At 35.3% G+C, this 16335-nt stretch carries 12 protein-coding genes and 1 pseudogene; 6 read left to right on the top strand and 7 right to left on the bottom strand.

The features are described 5' to 3' along the window. Positions 1-169: 169 nt before the first annotated feature. Positions 170-958 carry an anti-sigma factor gene (locus tag PSU83_RS10775; RefSeq protein WP_300589450.1) on the bottom strand — a complete coding sequence of 263 codons (789 nt, stop codon included), beginning with the start codon at positions 956-958 and terminating at the stop codon, positions 170-172. Further along, positions 958-1488 carry an RNA polymerase sigma factor gene (locus PSU83_RS10770; RefSeq protein WP_300589449.1) on the bottom strand — a complete coding sequence of 177 codons (531 nt, stop codon included), beginning with the start codon at positions 1486-1488 and terminating at the stop codon, positions 958-960. The genes PSU83_RS10775 and PSU83_RS10770 overlap by 1 nt, the downstream gene beginning before the upstream one ends. A 183-nt stretch (positions 1489-1671) precedes the next feature. Here PSU83_RS10770 and PSU83_RS14800 point away from each other — a divergent pair. The 5 genes and pseudogenes from PSU83_RS14800 (at position 1672) to PSU83_RS10740 (ending at position 7483) form a co-directional block, all read left to right on the top strand. Next, positions 1672-2877: pseudogene (locus tag PSU83_RS14800) on the top strand (DUF4331 family protein). Between the two features lie 86 nt (positions 2878-2963). Further along, positions 2964-4259, top strand: coding sequence for a hypothetical protein (locus PSU83_RS10755; RefSeq protein ID WP_300589446.1), 1296 nt, complete (start codon positions 2964-2966; stop codon positions 4257-4259). Continuing rightward, positions 4259-6460 carry a TonB-dependent receptor plug domain-containing protein gene (locus tag PSU83_RS10750; protein ID WP_300589445.1) on the top strand — a complete coding sequence of 734 codons (2202 nt, stop codon included), beginning with the start codon at positions 4259-4261 and terminating at the stop codon, positions 6458-6460. Before PSU83_RS10755 ends, PSU83_RS10750 begins: the two co-directional genes overlap by 1 nt. Positions 6461-6637: 177 nt before the next feature. Next, complete coding sequence (locus PSU83_RS10745; RefSeq protein WP_300589444.1) at positions 6638-7222, top strand: glutathione peroxidase; 585 nt, start codon at positions 6638-6640, stop codon at positions 7220-7222. A 21-nt stretch (positions 7223-7243) separates the two neighbouring features. Next, a complete protein-coding gene (locus tag PSU83_RS10740) occupies positions 7244-7483 on the top strand; it encodes a hypothetical protein (RefSeq protein ID WP_300589442.1) in 240 nt (79 codons plus the stop codon). Positions 7484-7543: 60 nt separating this feature from the next. On the opposite strand, the gene PSU83_RS10735 is transcribed toward PSU83_RS10740, so the two are convergent. From PSU83_RS10735 to PSU83_RS10720, 4 genes are all read right to left on the bottom strand, one after another. Further along, on the bottom strand, positions 7544-8293 hold the full coding sequence (locus tag PSU83_RS10735) for a DUF6048 family protein (RefSeq protein ID WP_300589440.1): 750 nt from the start codon (positions 8291-8293) through the stop codon (positions 7544-7546). Next, positions 8265-8798: a DUF6452 family protein gene (locus tag PSU83_RS10730; protein WP_300589439.1), complete on the bottom strand. Its 534-nt coding sequence runs from the start codon at positions 8796-8798 to the stop codon at positions 8265-8267. The genes PSU83_RS10735 and PSU83_RS10730 overlap by 29 nt, the downstream gene beginning before the upstream one ends. An 80-nt stretch (positions 8799-8878) precedes the next feature. After that, positions 8879-10294 (bottom strand): 23S rRNA (uracil(1939)-C(5))-methyltransferase RlmD, encoded by a 1416-nt coding sequence (gene rlmD, locus PSU83_RS10725; RefSeq protein ID WP_300589438.1) that lies wholly within the window; start codon positions 10292-10294, stop codon positions 8879-8881. Positions 10295-11179: 885 nt separating this feature from the next. Continuing rightward, entirely contained in the window at positions 11180-12964 is a 1785-nt protein-coding gene (locus PSU83_RS10720) for an ABC transporter transmembrane domain-containing protein (RefSeq protein WP_300589437.1), read from the bottom strand. A 271-nt stretch (positions 12965-13235) separates the two neighbouring features. Here PSU83_RS10720 and PSU83_RS10715 point away from each other — a divergent pair, with 271 nt between their 5' ends. Continuing rightward, a complete protein-coding gene (locus PSU83_RS10715) occupies positions 13236-13826 on the top strand; it encodes a fasciclin domain-containing protein (protein WP_300589436.1) in 591 nt (196 codons plus the stop codon). Between the two features lie 229 nt (positions 13827-14055). On the opposite strand, the gene PSU83_RS10710 is transcribed toward PSU83_RS10715, so the two are convergent. Further along, on the bottom strand, positions 14056-16122 hold the full coding sequence (locus tag PSU83_RS10710) for a M3 family metallopeptidase (RefSeq protein WP_300589434.1): 2067 nt from the start codon (positions 16120-16122) through the stop codon (positions 14056-14058). Positions 16123-16335 lie beyond the last annotated feature (213 nt).

The raw sequence follows: 16335 nt of genomic DNA, 5'->3' as shown, positions 1-16335 counted from the left end.
ACAAATAGATAAATAATAAAAAAGTCCTATATTAGTTTTTATCGGACATTAATGAATTTAGCGCTAAATACTTCTTCAAAAGAGTAACTGAGTTGAATTAAATTTATATAAAAAAGTCCCGATAATTTTCGGGACTTTTTCTTTGAATACTGCGATTTGACATGAGGTTTTAGACTTTACCCAAAGTATATAATTGTTCCATAGTAGGAGAAGGACTTCCGCCAGCAGGCTCTAATGTGATTCCAAATGCTTCGGCACCGTTTGTTTTATCAACCGCAAATAATTTGCTTTCGTTAGCTTGGAAATCCGTTAAGAGTCCAATGCTTGTTGGAGTTAATTGCGGTAATAATTTTAGAGACCAAATTTGGTACACTTTACCTTCAGGTGGTTCAGGTAATCCGCTGGCATCTACATAAACCACTTGTGTTTTTTGATTCCAATAGATTTTTGCTTTAGCTGTTGGCGCTGCGGCTTGACCACCAAGGGCAATAACCGTATTGTTTTCGTCACGAACGACATTTAAAACAGTTTGTGTTTCTATGTTTTTCGTTTCCAAACTTACCACAGTTTCCTGCAATTTTGATTTTTCGTTCTCTACTGCTACTACTTGCTTTGTAGTTTCATTCAGTTTTGAATATTGGTAACCGACACCAACCAATAATACAATTGAAGCTGCCCAGCCCAAATAAGATGCGGCATTGCTTCTTGGTTTCATACTTACAACTCGACTGTGTTTTAGTTCTAGTTCTGCCTTTATCTTTTCAAACTGACTATGAGAAATAAAAGGAGAGAAGCTGCTTGATAAGTTAACAATAGCTTTTTCAATAGAAAGGATCTCTTCCTTGATTTCTGGATTCTTATTGGACATAGCAGTCACTTGATCGTTTTCTGATTCGCTTAGCAAACCATAAACATAGAGTTCCAAAATTCCTGATTCTATATATTCTTTATTTTCCATTATACTTTTAAATAATTTCGTAGGTCATTCATACACGTTCTATTTTGGGTCTTAACAGTGCCAAGTGGAATTTCTAATTCTTCTGAAGCTTCCTGCTGAGTAAATCCTTTGAAGAACAATAAATCAATTAACTGAATACATTTTGGTTTGAGTTTATTTACAAAATCTCTTAATCCAATGCTATCTATTTTATTAGTCAACTTGTTACTGTCATCCAACAGATGTACGAAATTATCAGAAGACAGGTTTTTTTGACTGTTGTTAAAGCCTTTGGAACGCAGTTTGTCAATGGTTGTATTTCGGGCAATATTTAGCATCCAGGTATACAATCTGCCTTTACTCTGATTGTAGGTTTCAATATTTTTCCAGATTTTAACAAATACTTCCTGAAGGACGTCTTCTGCTTCTTCACGGTCACTTATCAAATTTGTGATAACACTGAAAAGGCTTTTGGAATACATATCATACAGCTGGGTAAATGCCCTTTCTTCTTTTCTTAAGAGCAAGGGTAACAATTCTTCTTGTGTCATAGCTATTTATTCTGAATCGTAAATTTAAATAATCTTTCTGTATAATTAATTTATTGTCTTTAATAAAAATTATTTTTCATTATAAATAATTGAATAGTAACAAGTTAAAAAAAATAATAAAAAATTTAAATCCAAACTTCATTTTCAGTCGTACATGCTTCTATAACTTAAAATTATAAAACAATGAAAAAATCAAAAATTTATTTAGGGCTTTCGTTTTTAGCGATATCTGGCCTAGTTCTAATTGCTGCGGATCATGCTGATGCACCGGCAGTAACTGGTAATGCTTCAGACATTACTGATGTTTATGCTTTTCAAGGACAAAATACCAATAATATGGTATTTGTAATTAACACTCAAGGATTGTTAAGCCCAGCAGCAACAGCTGCTTCAACATTCGATGAGAATGTATTACTTGAAATCAATATTGATAATACGGGCGATAATGTCGAGGATTTAGTAATCCAAGCCATTAGAAAAAATGACAAGATGTATTTCTTTGGTCCAGTTGCTCCAGGAACAACAGGTACAACAAGTACTATCAAAACAGATGCCGCTATTGGAAATGTAAAAATTTCTCAATACGGTCAAACGCCGATTATTGCTACTCAAAATGAGTATAAGTTTTTTGCTGGTCCAAGAGATGATCCATTCTTTTTTGATTTGGGTCAATTCAGAGCTATTCTATCCGGAACAGCACCTGGATTTAACAATCCTGGGACCGACACGTTTGCTGGAACAAATGTACTTTCTCTAGTCGTTGAAGTTCCAAAATCAACACTAGGATCTGCAGCATCTCTTAATGTATGGGCTGAAACAAAAAGAAAACAATAATTAAAATACTTAAAAAAGATGAAAACAAATAAATATTTAGTAGTAGCTGTAACAGTAATTGTATCAATGCTTTCAGTGAATTGTAGTGATGATTCAAGTCCTTCAGTTGATTATTCAGGAACTTATGTTCTTCAAGATCAAATGGCTCGACCAGCAATAAACACCGTTTTTATAGCTTCGGGAGCACCAAAAGACGCTTTTAACGTTGCTATTCCATCTCAAATGGGAAGCGCTTATCAAGGTATTTTTCAGTCAAGATTATTAGCGTTAAATGCTGGGTATACTACCAATGCATTAGGATTAGATGCTGCGGCGTTTACCGGAATTTTAGCAACTGATGTTTTGAATGTGAAAACAAGTGGAACCACTACCTTTTTTGATGGTACCAATGTGTTAACTGGAAGAGCATTAGCGGATGACGTGATTGATGTGGAATTGTTGTTGATTTTTGGTGGACCAGCAGGAACTTCAAATCCTACACTGACTTCTGATAATGTTAATGCTAACGACAAAACATTTTCAAATTCTTTTCCCTACTTAGCTTCTGCTTGGTAAAATAAGTAACTAAGAGCGTAATTTAAATTTACGCTCTTAGTTTTCTTCAAAAAACAAACAAAAAAAAACAAACAAAAAAGCAAAAAATGACAACAGTTAAATCCTTACTTACACTTTTTTTTATTGGTTTATTGATGTCTAGTTGTTCTAAACAATCTGATAAAATAACTAATGTTAACGACTATAATAGCTATTTGACAAATTCTAAAAATCAGTCTTTGGTATTTGTTGAAAGTGAAATAGCTTTTTGGCAAAAAAAATATGATAAATCTCCAAATCAGATTAGTTATCTTGGGGTTTTAGCTTCCAATTATTCCAAACTATTTGAAATAACAGCTACTATCGACTACCTAAAAAAAGCAGAAACTTTATTAATACAATCAAACGAAGCCTACAATTATTCTAGTGTAGGAACTATAAGAGCTTTGGCTAGGAATTACATTTCACAACATCGATTCAAAGAAGCTCTGGAATTAGTTACTAAAGCAAAAACTATTGGCGAAGGAATCAAAGAAACCAATAAATTACTTTTTGATGTTCAAATGGAATTGGGAAATTATACTGAAGCCAAAAAATGTTTAAACGCGATTTACGCTGCTGATGATTTTGATTACCTTATTAGAGCAGCAAAATGGAATGATCATCAAGGCGACTTGGATACCACAATAGTTTTGATGAAAAAAGCCCAAACAATTGCTGAAAAGTACAATAATAAATATCTGAAAACTTGGGTGTATTCTAACCTCGGAGATTTCAGTGGACATGCTGGTAATATTGCAGAATCGTATGCCTATTATTTAAAAACATTAGCTCTTGACCCTAACAATAGTTATGCATTGAAAGGTATTGCTTGGATTGCCTTTTCCTATGAAAAAGATACCAAAGAAGCCAATAGAATTATCGATACCATTGCCAAAAAACACAACTCTCCCGATTTTTATCTCTTGAAAGCCCAAATTGCCGAATATGAAAATATTGAAGCTTTAAGGAAAGAAAATTTAAATAATTATAGCGCATTATTGCAAAACACGAATTATGGTGCCATGTACAATAGTTATAATGTGATTCTTTTTGCTCAAGATAAAGCGACCAGTACAAAAGCACTTGAAATAGCCAAAGTAGAAGTAGAACACAGACCAACTCCCGTTTCTTACGATTTATTGGCATGGAGTTACTACAATCTTGGGGACAAACAAAAAGCTCTTGAAATTGAACAAAAATACGTTGAAGGCAAATCATTCGAACCCAAATTGAATTACCATTTGGCTATCATATACAAAGCCAATAACCAACTTAACAAAGTGAAACCAATTAAAGAGGAATTGTTAAAAAGCACTTTTGAATTAGGTCCTAATTTGGAGAGAAAAATAAAGAGCTTGTAATGAAAAGTTTACTTACTTACTTTATGTCAATTTTTACAATTGTATCTTACAGTCAGGTACATAAAGGAACGGTACTTGACAGTATAGGGAATCCAATTGAGAATGCTTATATCATAAACATTGTATCAAAAACTCATGCGCACACGAATGAATTCGGCGTTTTTCAAATTGATAAAACAACTATAAATGACGAATTATTACTATCAGCATTGGGTTTTAAGAAGCTAAATTATAGTGTTAACGAAAGTGATGGCACTATTATTATGGAAGAAGACATTTATAAATTGGAACAAGTAACGATTCAACCCAAATTGTCGGCTATGAATGTGATTTCAAAAATGGATTTATCAACAAACCCCGTAAATTCTTCACAAGAGATTTTGCGCAAAGTTCCCGGTTTATTCATCGGTCAACATGCTGGTGGAGGTAAAGCCGAGCAATTGTTTCTCCGTGGATTTGACATTGATCACGGAACAGATATAGCTGTTTCTGTAGATGGTATGCCGGTGAATATGGTTTCACATGCTCACGGACAAGGCTATGCTGATTTGCATTTTGTGATTCCGGAAACAGTCGATAAAATAGATTTTGGAAAAGGCACGTATTATGCAAACAAAGGGGATTTTGCCACTGCAGGTTATGTCGGTTTTCAAACAAGAGAAAAGTTTGATGACAGTTCCATTAACCTTGAAGTGGGTCAATTCAATACGTTGCGAACAGTGGGTATTTTTAATTTACTCGAAAAAAGCAGAACACAAAATGCTTTTATTGCTACTGAATATATTTTAACCGATGGTCCTTTTGATTCACCTCAAAATTTTAAACGAATCAACCTCTTCGGAAAATACACTGGCGTTTTTGCAGACAACAGTAAGTTTTCGGTACAAGTTTCCCGATTTTCAAGTAAATGGAATGCCTCAGGACAAATTCCGCAGCGATTAATAGACAACGGCACTATTTCTAGATTTGGAGCAGTAGACGATACGGAAGGCGGAACTACTTCGAGAACCAATGTCAATTTTTCAATTGTAAAACCACTATCCGAAAATACGTTTTTAAAAGCCAATTCGTTTTATTCCTATTATGATTTTGAATTGTATTCCAATTTCACCTTTTTTCTAAATGACCCCATAAATGGAGACCAAATTAGACAAAAGGAGAAACGGAATATTTATAGTTTCAATGCGGAAGTTTCAACTAAGAAAACGAATGCTGCATATCAATTCGGAGTAGGATTTAGAACAGATGCCACGACTGATACCGAATTGTCGCATACCAAGGGAAGATACACCACACTGGAAAATATAAAACTTGGCGACATCAATCAATCAAATATGTTTTCTTATCTGAATGCCGAATTTGAATTTGGAAAACTAAAGATAAATCCGGCACTTAGAGTTGATTATTTTAAATTTAATTACGAAGATAAACTTGCCACATTATTTCAAACGCAATCGGAAAATAAGTTTAAAGCATCGCCAAAACTGAATTTTATTTATTCACAAAATAGTAATTTTCAGTTGTATTTTAAATCTGGTTTAGGCTTTCATTCTAATGACACAAGAGTAGTAGTGGAACAATCCGGAAAAAAGATTTTACCTACTGCGTTTGGTTCTGATTTAGGAACCCTATTTAAACCAATGCCCAAAATGGTTATCACCGCGGCTGTATGGTATTTGTATTTAGAACAAGAATTTGTATATGTTGGAGATGCGGGTATTGTAGAGCCAAGCGGAAAATCTAGACGATTAGGTGCTGATTTAGGGTTGCGTTATCAATTAAATCAATGGTTGTTTTTTGACACCGATTTGAATTATACGTATACCAGAAGTATTGAGCAATCCTCAGGGCAAGATTATATTCCGTTAGCTCCAGACTTTACAGCTACAGGTGGATTTAGTGTAACAAATTTAAAACACTTTTCAGGAGGTTTTCATTACCGTTATTTAAAATCGCGTCCAGCCAACGAGGACAATTCCATTATTGCTAAAGGGTATATGGTGTCCGATTTGAATATCAATTATGTAATTAAAAACTTTGTATTTGGGATATCGGCTGAAAATATATTCAATACTAAGTGGAATGAAACGCAGTTTGCCACCGAATCCAAATTGCAAAATGAAAGTCAACCAGTGACCGAAATTCATTTTACTCCGGGAACTCCTTTATTCATTAAAAGTAAAATTGTATATAAGTTTTAATAAAAGATGTTTTGTTTGGTTTTTGTTGTAATAGAAATTTAAGGTAACAATTGTTTCTATTACGTTGTTTGGAAGCTCAGTGATACCCAATCACTGAGCTTTTTTTATATTGGCAAAACTTTAAGAATTGACTCTGATGAATTATGGAAATAATGTTTAATTTTATAAAAAAAAATTATGAAAAAATATAGCTTACTTGTAACAATTTTAACCTTATTCAGTTGCCAAAACCAGGCGCAAAACAATAAAAAAATAATGGAAACACAAACCCCAATTAAAGCGGAAACTATTTATCAATTCAAAGTAAAAGACTTATATGGTAAGGAATTTGACTTTGCCACCCTTAAAGGTAAAAAAATACTAATTGTCAATACCGCTTCCGAATGTGGATTAACGCCACAATACAAGGATTTAGAATCTATATATGAAAAATATCAAGACAAAAATTTTGTAATCGTTGGTTTTCCAGCAAATAACTTCGGTTCTCAAGAGCCAGGAAGTAATGAGCAAATTGCTAAATTTTGTGAAATGAATTACGGTGTTAAATTTCCAATGATGAGTAAAATTTCTGTAAAGGGAGATGACATGGATAAAGTGTATAAATTCCTAACTCAAAAAAGTAAAAACGGTCTTCAAGACAGTACTGTTGAATGGAACTTTCAAAAATACCTAATCAACGAACAAGGAGAATTGGTAAAAGTACTATCTCCAAGAGTATTACCAACAGATGCTGCTATTGTAGGTTGGATCAACGGTAAATAATAATTTCATTTACACACAATTATGTCTAAAACAGTAAAATCCATAATCTACAATTTTATAAGCTTTTCTATATTGTTTCTACCCGCTTATTATTTGATCAGCATCTATGGCGGCTTGACCATAACGGGATACTTTATCCCTTTTACAGCTTTTGTAATTGCAATTTTAATTGCACCAAAATTTCAGGCTATTAAAACCAAAGATGGAGAAAAGATATTTATGTCGTGGCTTTTAATGAAAGGCCTTAAAGAAGTGGGCTAATAAATTTGGTTATTTGTTAAAACAACGAATAACCAAATAACCAAATCCACGAATATTAAATTACTTTTTCTTCGTCTCTTTTGCTTTAGTTTTCACGGTCGACTTGTATAGCGGAATAAAATAAGAAACCGTATAGTTGAATCCTACACCAAAATCACCATTATACGTTCGGTTAAAACCTGGAATGTAAAGATTATCAAAGTCGGTTGGTTTTTTCTGTGAAATCATACGGTTCAGTCTAAAGCTGAATCCAACAAAGATATTATTGAAAACTTCTGCTTTCATTCCAGCAACCACTTCAATCCATTGTGCCGATAAACCATCAAACGACGTTCCATCAATAATAACGGGCGATGGACCAAAATAAGGATTCGGATTATAGATTTGATAACTGTTCCTTGTCTGGCTAAAACTGCTCACGCCATAGCGCAAACCTACCGAAATAATGTTTTCCATGTTGAGCCAATTCTGATACGTATTATAATCAAAACCAACTTTTAAATACGTTCCTTTTGTGGTAAAATTGACTTGATCATCATCCACCGTTTTGTCTTCGTTTCCGATTTCGGCTGCTAAATAATGTCTTCTGGTCAATCTATAATCGCCTGTAAGTTCCAAACCTCGGTAGTCAGTTTCATAAAACGAACGCGTTAATTTGAACAAATCAACTCCAAGGCGCAAACCATAACGCTCCTTTTTTACGGGTGCCACTATGCTATCTTTTTTGATTGTTGCTTGTTCTTGTGCGTTGCCTAAAGATGTTAACAACACCAAGCAAATACTAAAAGTAAATTTTGATATGTGTCTCATCTTCCGTTGTGATTGAATATTTTTGAATGTTAATGTTTTGTTGAATCCAAAACGTATCTGGCGCAGCTGAATCTGTGAGAAGTACTCCACCTGGTGAATTCAATTGAAAAATCGTTTTATAGCCACAAGCTCTTGATACAAAAACATTTTCGGGTGTATAATGAAACTCAAGAAAGTCTTCATTAGACGCCGTCAAACTGGTACTATTTAATACCAAACTATATTTCGTAATAGTATCATTTAGTTTTAGAGGCAAGGCAAGTTTACTTCCGTTAAACAGATAGCGGTTTGGATCCGTTGCAGTCAAACTCGTATTGAAAACCATAAAATCGGCAGCGCCTTCACCTTTAGCCGTTAAGTTTAAAACTGGTTTCAAAGCCGCTGGGTTGGTAATATCGTAAAATTCAATGATCAGTCGGGGAGTGGTTTCATCTACACAGATGTCGTCTTTCTCACAGCTTGACAATGAAATTAGAAGTAGTATTAAAGCAACTATTTTTTTCATTTAAAATATATTAATTTAAGATCATTTCGAACATTCAGTTGTAACTGCTTGCTGAGCACTGAAAACTGACCACTAATTCCCTATCTTTTCTCCAAAAGTACAACATTTTCTACGTGATGCGTTTGCGGAAACATATCTACCGGACGCACTCGCGTAACTTTGTACATTTCATCTAATAAAGCTAAATCTCTTGCTTGTGTAGCCGAGTTGCAACTTACATATACAATTTTATCTGCGCCAATTTTCAATAACTGCTCTACTACATCTTTGTGCATTCCATCACGTGGCGGATCGGTGATAACTACATCAGGATGACCGTGTTGCGCAATGAAGTCGTCGTTGAAAACGTTTTTCATATCGCCCACATAAAACTCACAATTGGTAATACTATTGCGTTTTGCGTTTTCTGTCGCATCTGCAATCGCTTCAGGAACAGCTTCTACACCAATAACTTTTTTGGCCTGTTTAGAAACGAATTGTGCAATAGTTCCTGTTCCGGTGTATAAATCGTAAACAAGCTCCGTGCCTGTTAATCCTGCAAAATCTCTTGTAATTTTATACAATTCGTAGGCTTGATCAGAGTTGGTTTGGTAGAACGATTTAGCATTGATGCTAAACTTCAAGCCTTCCATTTCTTCTAATATATAATCTCTTCCTTTGAATAATTTAATATCTTGATCGTACAGCGTATCATTGGCTTTGCCATTAATAACATATTGTAGCGATGTAATTTGGGGAAACGTTACGTTGATGAAATTTAATAACAATTCCCGTTGTGCTTTATCTTCCTGAAAGAACTGAATTAATACCATAATTTCTCCGGTAGAAGCAGTTCTGATCATTAGTGTGCGCAAAAAGCCTTCGTGGTTTCTGGCATTGAAGAACGGCATATCGTGTTCGACAGCAAATTCGCGTATACTATTACGAATAGCGTTCGAAGGATCTTCTTGTAAATGACACTTTTCGATATCCAAAATCTTATCCCACATTCGCGGAATATGGAAACCCAATGCAGGCTTTTTGCTTAGGGATTGGTCTTCCGATTGAATTTCGATTTCGTTTAACCAACGGGTATCTGAGAATCCGAACTCCATTTTGTTACGATAGAAGAATTGTTTTTCAGAACCTAATATTGGCTCAAAATCAGGCAATTCAATTTTACCAATGCGTTTCAGGTTGTTGTATACTTCCTGATTCTTGTAAAATAACTGCTTATCGTACTTCATATTCTGCCATTTGCAACCGCCACACGCACCAAAATGCTGGCAAACTGGTTCAACTCTATCCACAGAAAATTCATGAAACTTTATGGCTTTGCCTTCAAAATAAGACTTTCTTTTCTTTAGAGTTTGCACGTCAACTACATCACCCGGAACGACGTTTGGTATGAATATTACTTGACCTTCTGGCGCTTTGGCTACCGATACGCCTTTGGCACCAGCATCCAGAACCGTAACGTTTTCAAATATGACTTTGTTGGTTTGTTTTCTTCCCATAGCGCAAAAATAAACTATTGGATAAAAGTGCGTGCGAATTTTGTGAAATTTTATGAAATAATGTCAAAACAATTTTTGATACTTCAGTGATAATTCTATTTTTGAAGATAGTGCCGCTGTAATTGTTACGAATCTAAAATCTTGAATTTGTATAGGATATCCTATTCTACACTGCGAAACCTTTTATTTGATTTGGACGGGAACTGGGTTGTAAAATAAAGTGAATCGACTGTTTTTAGTTCGATTTATTTTGACAAATTCCCCTGTTTTATTTATAATACACTTTTAGCGGTTGTTCTAACGCTTTTAGTGGGTGCTTACATTTTGAAACACAGATTATCACAGATTAACACGGATTGTTTTTTTATTTGTGATATCGCTGCAGTAATAACTCCTCATGCTATGCAAGTTTAATGCGATTTCTCCGTTGTCGAAATGACAAAAGGAGCTTTCTTGCAAAGGCACGAAGTATTAAAACACAGATTTCACAGATAGTTGATTTTGCTCGTATTGGGAGCTGTCTTTTTATTTGTTCTACTGACGCAGGAAGACATCAGATATTAGCTCGAGATGGAAAAGCAATCTCATAATATGGAGCAAATTTTAATGCGATTCTTCCGTTGTCGAAATGACAAAAGAAGAGAGCCGAAGCCGGAGGAGATTAGTTTCATAAGATCTTAGATACGCAGAAGATCTTGCTAGCCCCGATGGGAGCGGCATCCTTTTTTGTTTTGTACTTTGACAATCATAGCATGACAAAACAAAAAAGATAGAGCGGACAGCGGGAGGATTGCTTGTTAGAAAGACACTGGTTGTGCTTCTTATTATTCAGTGCTTAGTGTTCGGTTGTATGTTTAAATAGGAATTTGTTGGATACTCTTGCTATTACGAATTGGAGAACTGCAGGTTACTTAGGTTTTTATATACGCCGTGTTCTATTTTTAGGAGTTCTTTGTGGGTTCCTTTTTCGGCGATGCGGCCTTCGTTTAAGACCAAAATGGCATCGGCATTTCTAATGGTGGAAAGTCGGTGCGCAATGATGATGCTGGTTCGGCCTTCCATCAAGGTTTCTAAGGCTTCTTGAACTAGTTTTTCGCTTTCGCTGTCTAACGACGATGTGGCTTCATCTAGAATCAAGATACTCGGATTTTTAAGCAGCGCACGTGCAATGGCAATTCGCTGGCGTTGACCGCCCGACAACTTGATGCCACGTTCGCCAACCAAGGTGTCGAACTTTTCTGGAAATCCGTTTACAAAGTCGAGTGCATTGGCTTGTTTGGCCGCTTTTAGAATTTCTTCTTCGGTAGCATCGGGTTTACCATAGGCGATGTTTTCACGGATGCTGCCGCCAAACAAAATGACATCTTGCGGAACGATACTCATATTGCCGCGCAGGTTATCAAGATCGTAGTCGTAAATGCTTTTGTTGTCAATAAGGATTTGGCCACTCGCAATGTCATAAAAACGCAGCAGAAGTGAGGATATAGTCGATTTACCCGCACCACTTGGACCTACAATGGCAATCTTTTGCCCAAAGTTAGCCGTGAAACTGACATCTTTCAATACTTCAATTTCCTTTCGGGAAGGATAGGAGAACGCTACATTCTTGAAGGTAACATTGCCTTTAATTTTTTTAGTCGTTGCCGAGTTATGGGAATTGATGTTTTCTGGGGTTTCTTCTAACAGTTCGAATACGCGTTCGGTTGCACCAATGGCTTTCTGGATTTGGGCATACAATTCGGCTATTCCACCAAACGAAGCGCCTACAAAAGTAGAATACAATACAAAAGAAATCAACTGACCTACAGTCATTTCACCACTAATACTTAAAGTAACACCATACCAAACAACGGCCACAATAGAACCGAACAAACAGAAGATAATAAACGACGCAAAATACCCGCGGTACTGTCCGCCCTTGATGGCAATGGTGACAATCTCGTTAATCTTTCCTTTGTAGCGTGCAATTTCATACCATTCGTTGGCAAACGCTTTCACATTACTAATACCTTGTAATGTTTCTTCAACAATTACTTGACTTTCGGCGACTTGATCTTGTACATTCTTGGAATACTTTCTGATAAACCTTCCGAAAATTACGGCAGCAACTGCAACTAAAGGCACAACGGCAAGCATCATTAAAGTCAGTTTTATACTTTGGGTTGCCAATAAAATAACACCACCAATTATCAGAATGAACTGGCGCAGGAATTCGGCAATAGTCGTGGTAAGCGTATCCTGAATTTGGGCAATATCAGAACTGATTCTACTGTTTAGTTCGCCCACCCGTTTTTGCGAGAAGAACGACATGGGTAATTTAATCAGATTGCTGTATAAAGCGAGTCTAAGATTGGCTAAAGTGTTTTCGGTAAAATTAACGAACAAGGACAACCGGAAGAACGAGAACAGTGCTTGAAAGGTCAATATGCCTACCAAACTTAGCGCGATGGTATTGGCTTGGGTATTGTTTTTATTCTTTACGCAATCAATCAGCATTCCCATAAGTTTAGGAAAGGCTAGGGCAGTGGCACCCGTGAATAAAAGGAACACCAAACCGACATAAAACTTCCATTTATGGTCGCCGGCGTATTTGAATATTAGTAAGGCTTTATTAAGAGAGCCCGCATTTAGTTTGGCTTTGGGCAAATCGTTTTCTTTGAATCGAGGCATTGCATATTTTTTACAAAAGTATGGGATAAAGCACTACTAATAAGAGTAACAATTCTTAAATAAAATAAAAAACTTTTATCGTAGTTAACGAAATAATGAAAATGATTTCATGTTGTATAACTTAAGTAGAATCACCTTTCATATTAACGATAGGAAGCTCATTATCTGTCATACTAAATTTAATTTTGTTTAATTATTTGTTAAAATAGTTAAACAAAACAATAATAATAAACTATATTTGTTCCGTTAATAATTTTAAATACAAATAATTATGAATGTAGTAAAAAAGATTAGTCTTTTCGCATTAGTAGCATCACTAACAGTTGCTTGTGGAGATGGGAAGAAAAAAGACGCTGAAGAAGGTGTTGCAGTAGATACAACACAAGTTGTAGTTGATACAATGGCAGTAGAAAAATCTACTACAATTGTAGATGTAGCAGCTGGAAATGAGGATTTCACAACATTAGTTGCAGCGGTGAAAGCTGCAGGTTTAGTGGAAACGTTGAGTAGTGAAGGGCCATTTACGGTATTTGCTCCAACGAACGAAGCTTTTGCAAAATTACCAGCAGGAACTGTTGATAATTTATTGAAGCCAGAAAATGTTGAAAAACTTAAAGGTCTTTTGACTTACCATGTTGTTGCAGGAAAATTTGACGCTGCAACGGTTACAGATGCCATTACTAAAGGTAAAGGAAAATATACTGTGACTACAGTTCAAGGTGGAAAAATTGATTTGTCTATAAAAGATGGAAAAGTAGTGCTTACAGATGCTAATGGGAAAAGTGCAGTAGTTGTAATGGCTGATGTTGCTGCTTCAAATGGTGTAATTCATGCGATTGATTCAGTTGTAATGCCAAAATAATTATTAATTCAAAGTTTAAAAAACCGCCTTGTTAGATAACAAGGCGGTTTTTTTATGTTTACTACTTTATGCAGCATGCTATTTGTATTTTGGCGTTAGTTTCTGATTAGAAATACACTCTGATTGCGCTATTAAATGAAGTTATGAAAAACCACTTCGATATCGATTCTCTATTTTTTTTGTTGAATTACACAATATAAAACATTCAATTTCTGAATGCTTCGTTTACTTAAAGTCCCAAATTCTTCACATATGCCTTATTATCTGAAGGTCTGCCCAAGAATTCTTGCACGACTTTCACGATATCTTTCTGCGTTCCATTGCCAAGGATGATATCACGGTAACGCACTCCCGTTTTAGTATCAGATAGCCCATTTTTTTCAAATTCGGTGAACATATCCATGGCAAACACTTCAGACCATAAATAGCCGTACATGTATACCGGATGTGTATTTACATGTATCCAATTTCCCTGATAATGGGTTCCTTTTGGATAAAAGTCCATTACATCCAATTGTTTGTCAATCGTTCTCCAAATATCATCCGTATTCACCGGATTAATGGAATTATATTTATCATACAGGTTCATATCATACAAACAACGTGTAAGCGTTTGAATTGAAGCAACTCCAGAACCAACTTTCTTAGAGTTTAATAATCGTTCGAAAGTAGCCTTTGGAAGTACTTCACCCGTTTTATAGTTTTTAGCAAACGTACTTACGATATCGTAATTCAATATCCAGTTCTCGAATATTTGAGACATCGCTTCGCCAAAGTCGGCTTTAGAATCCGATTGAGAGGAGTAAGGTCCTCTGTACGACATATAATTCATAATATGCCCAAACTCATGAAACAAGGTTTTCAATTCTTTTTGGTTCAATAGTGATGGTTGTGTTTTAGTAGATTTTGTAAAATTACCAAGTAACATTGCAACAGGTATTTCGTATCCTTTAGCTGTAGCTTTACCTGAATTAATATTTACACCATAAAACCAAGTTTCCTTGTTGGGTCTTGGAAATAAATCAAGGTAGAAACGCCCTTTTAATTTTCCGTTTTCATACACCTCATAGAGTTCCACTTCTTCATGCCAAACAGACGCATTGGTTACTTTTCTAAATTCAAAGCCCAATAGTTTTTGGTAGATGTCCATCATTCCTTTTAGAGATTGTTGCATCGGGAAGTAATCTTTTAGTTCTTCACTATTGATGTTGTATTGTTTTTTAATCAATTCGTTTTTATAGTAAGCAATATCCCAAGCTTCTAATTTAGCTTCTTGGCTTGCTAAGGCTACTTTTTTCTCGGTTTCAAATAAAGCGACGTCGTTCTTAGCTTTTTCTTTGGAACGGCTTACTAAATCATTCAAAAAGTTCCAAACGGTTTCTGGAGTCTTTGCCATTTTTGGTTCCAATGCATAGGCGGCGTAGCTTTTATAGCCCATTAGTTTGGCCAATTCGTCACGTTTTTTAACCATAGCGTCTAGAATAGCAATGTTTTTATCGGCTGCTCTATTGTAGAACTTAATATAATAAGCTTTTCGCGTAGCTTCAAGCGAAGCATTGTTCATTACAGTTTCATTAGTTGCGTTGATGATTGGAATAGCATAGGTTCCTTCGGAAGTTGTATAGTTTTGTTTGAAACTCTCTGGCAATCCTGCAGCGCCTTTTTCATCAAGGGTAAGGATTTCGTTCGATGAATTCATATTATTCGAATAGTCAGACGATAATTGACTGATTTCTTTAGTAAGGGTTTTGAATTTATCCAAATCTGTAGTACTTAGATTTACACCTGAACGTTCGAAACCTTCAATCATATCATCGGCTAAGGTTTTTTTGTTGCCTTTAAGCTGGTTGTATCCCGCTGATTTTTTAAAACTAATCAACTTGTCGTAAATTCCTTTATCAGAATAAATTGCGGTTGACAGCGAGTCCATCAATTGATAGCTGGCCAAGCCTTTGGTTCGGATTATGGAATCTGTGGAAACCCAATTCAACATAAAGCAGTTGTTGCTTGTTGAACCTATTTTGTTGCGAATGTCATCAATTGCCACAAATACGTTCGTGAAATTGGGCGTCTTTTGTTTTTTTATGGTGGCGAGCATTGTATTTACTTCGCTAATAGTATGTTTTGCGTACTCTTCAACATTTTTAGAGGTTACTTTTGCATAGTCTATAGGCACATTCATACCCACAAGAAAGGGATTTTTTGCTGTTTTTTTGTTGGATTGTGCAGTACTTTTTGCCACGGAGAAGAAGCAAATTGGAATTGCTAAATAAAGCAGGTTCTTTTTTAAAGCCATTGTATTGAATTTTAGTTTTAGTAACACGGTTGCAATTTTTATTGCAGGCTAAAGATAGTAGATTTTTTTAAATTTAAATTGCTGTTTGGTTGTCTTGTTTGAATCGAATAGTATAATTGCCATTTGTTGTGAAACCTTATTTTTAAGTGAAGTTTTACAGTGGATATGCAAATAAAAATTACAGTTTAAGTTAAGCGACATTTTTGTAAATGT

The sequence above is a fragment of the Flavobacterium sp. genome (assembly GCF_029945805.1).
Taxonomy (GTDB): domain Bacteria; phylum Bacteroidota; class Bacteroidia; order Flavobacteriales; family Flavobacteriaceae; genus Flavobacterium.
The sequence above is the reverse complement of the archived record's forward strand: the minus strand, read 5'-3'. Positions and strand labels throughout refer to the sequence as shown.

What these genes read in the sequence shown, in the direction of transcription:
- PSU83_RS10775 (WP_300589450.1), bottom strand. Translation starts at nt 958, where the DNA reads ATGGAAAATAAAGAATATATAGAATCAGGAATTTTGGAACTCTATGTT.
- PSU83_RS10770 (WP_300589449.1), bottom strand. Translation starts at nt 1,488, where the DNA reads ATGACACAAGAAGAATTGTTACCCTTGCTCTTAAGAAAAGAAGAAAGG.
- PSU83_RS10755 (WP_300589446.1), top strand. Translation starts at nt 2,964, where the DNA reads ATGACAACAGTTAAATCCTTACTTACACTTTTTTTTATTGGTTTATTG.
- PSU83_RS10750 (WP_300589445.1), top strand. Translation starts at nt 4,259, where the DNA reads ATGAAAAGTTTACTTACTTACTTTATGTCAATTTTTACAATTGTATCT.
- PSU83_RS10745 (WP_300589444.1), top strand. Translation starts at nt 6,638, where the DNA reads ATGAAAAAATATAGCTTACTTGTAACAATTTTAACCTTATTCAGTTGC.
- PSU83_RS10740 (WP_300589442.1), top strand. Translation starts at nt 7,244, where the DNA reads ATGTCTAAAACAGTAAAATCCATAATCTACAATTTTATAAGCTTTTCT.
- PSU83_RS10735 (WP_300589440.1), bottom strand. Translation starts at nt 8,293, where the DNA reads ATGAGACACATATCAAAATTTACTTTTAGTATTTGCTTGGTGTTGTTA.
- PSU83_RS10730 (WP_300589439.1), bottom strand. Translation starts at nt 8,798, where the DNA reads ATGAAAAAAATAGTTGCTTTAATACTACTTCTAATTTCATTGTCAAGC.
- rlmD (WP_300589438.1), bottom strand. Translation starts at nt 10,294, where the DNA reads ATGGGAAGAAAACAAACCAACAAAGTCATATTTGAAAACGTTACGGTT.
- PSU83_RS10720 (WP_300589437.1), bottom strand. Translation starts at nt 12,964, where the DNA reads ATGCCTCGATTCAAAGAAAACGATTTGCCCAAAGCCAAACTAAATGCG.
- PSU83_RS10715 (WP_300589436.1), top strand. Translation starts at nt 13,236, where the DNA reads ATGAATGTAGTAAAAAAGATTAGTCTTTTCGCATTAGTAGCATCACTA.
- PSU83_RS10710 (WP_300589434.1), bottom strand. Translation starts at nt 16,122, where the DNA reads ATGGCTTTAAAAAAGAACCTGCTTTATTTAGCAATTCCAATTTGCTTC.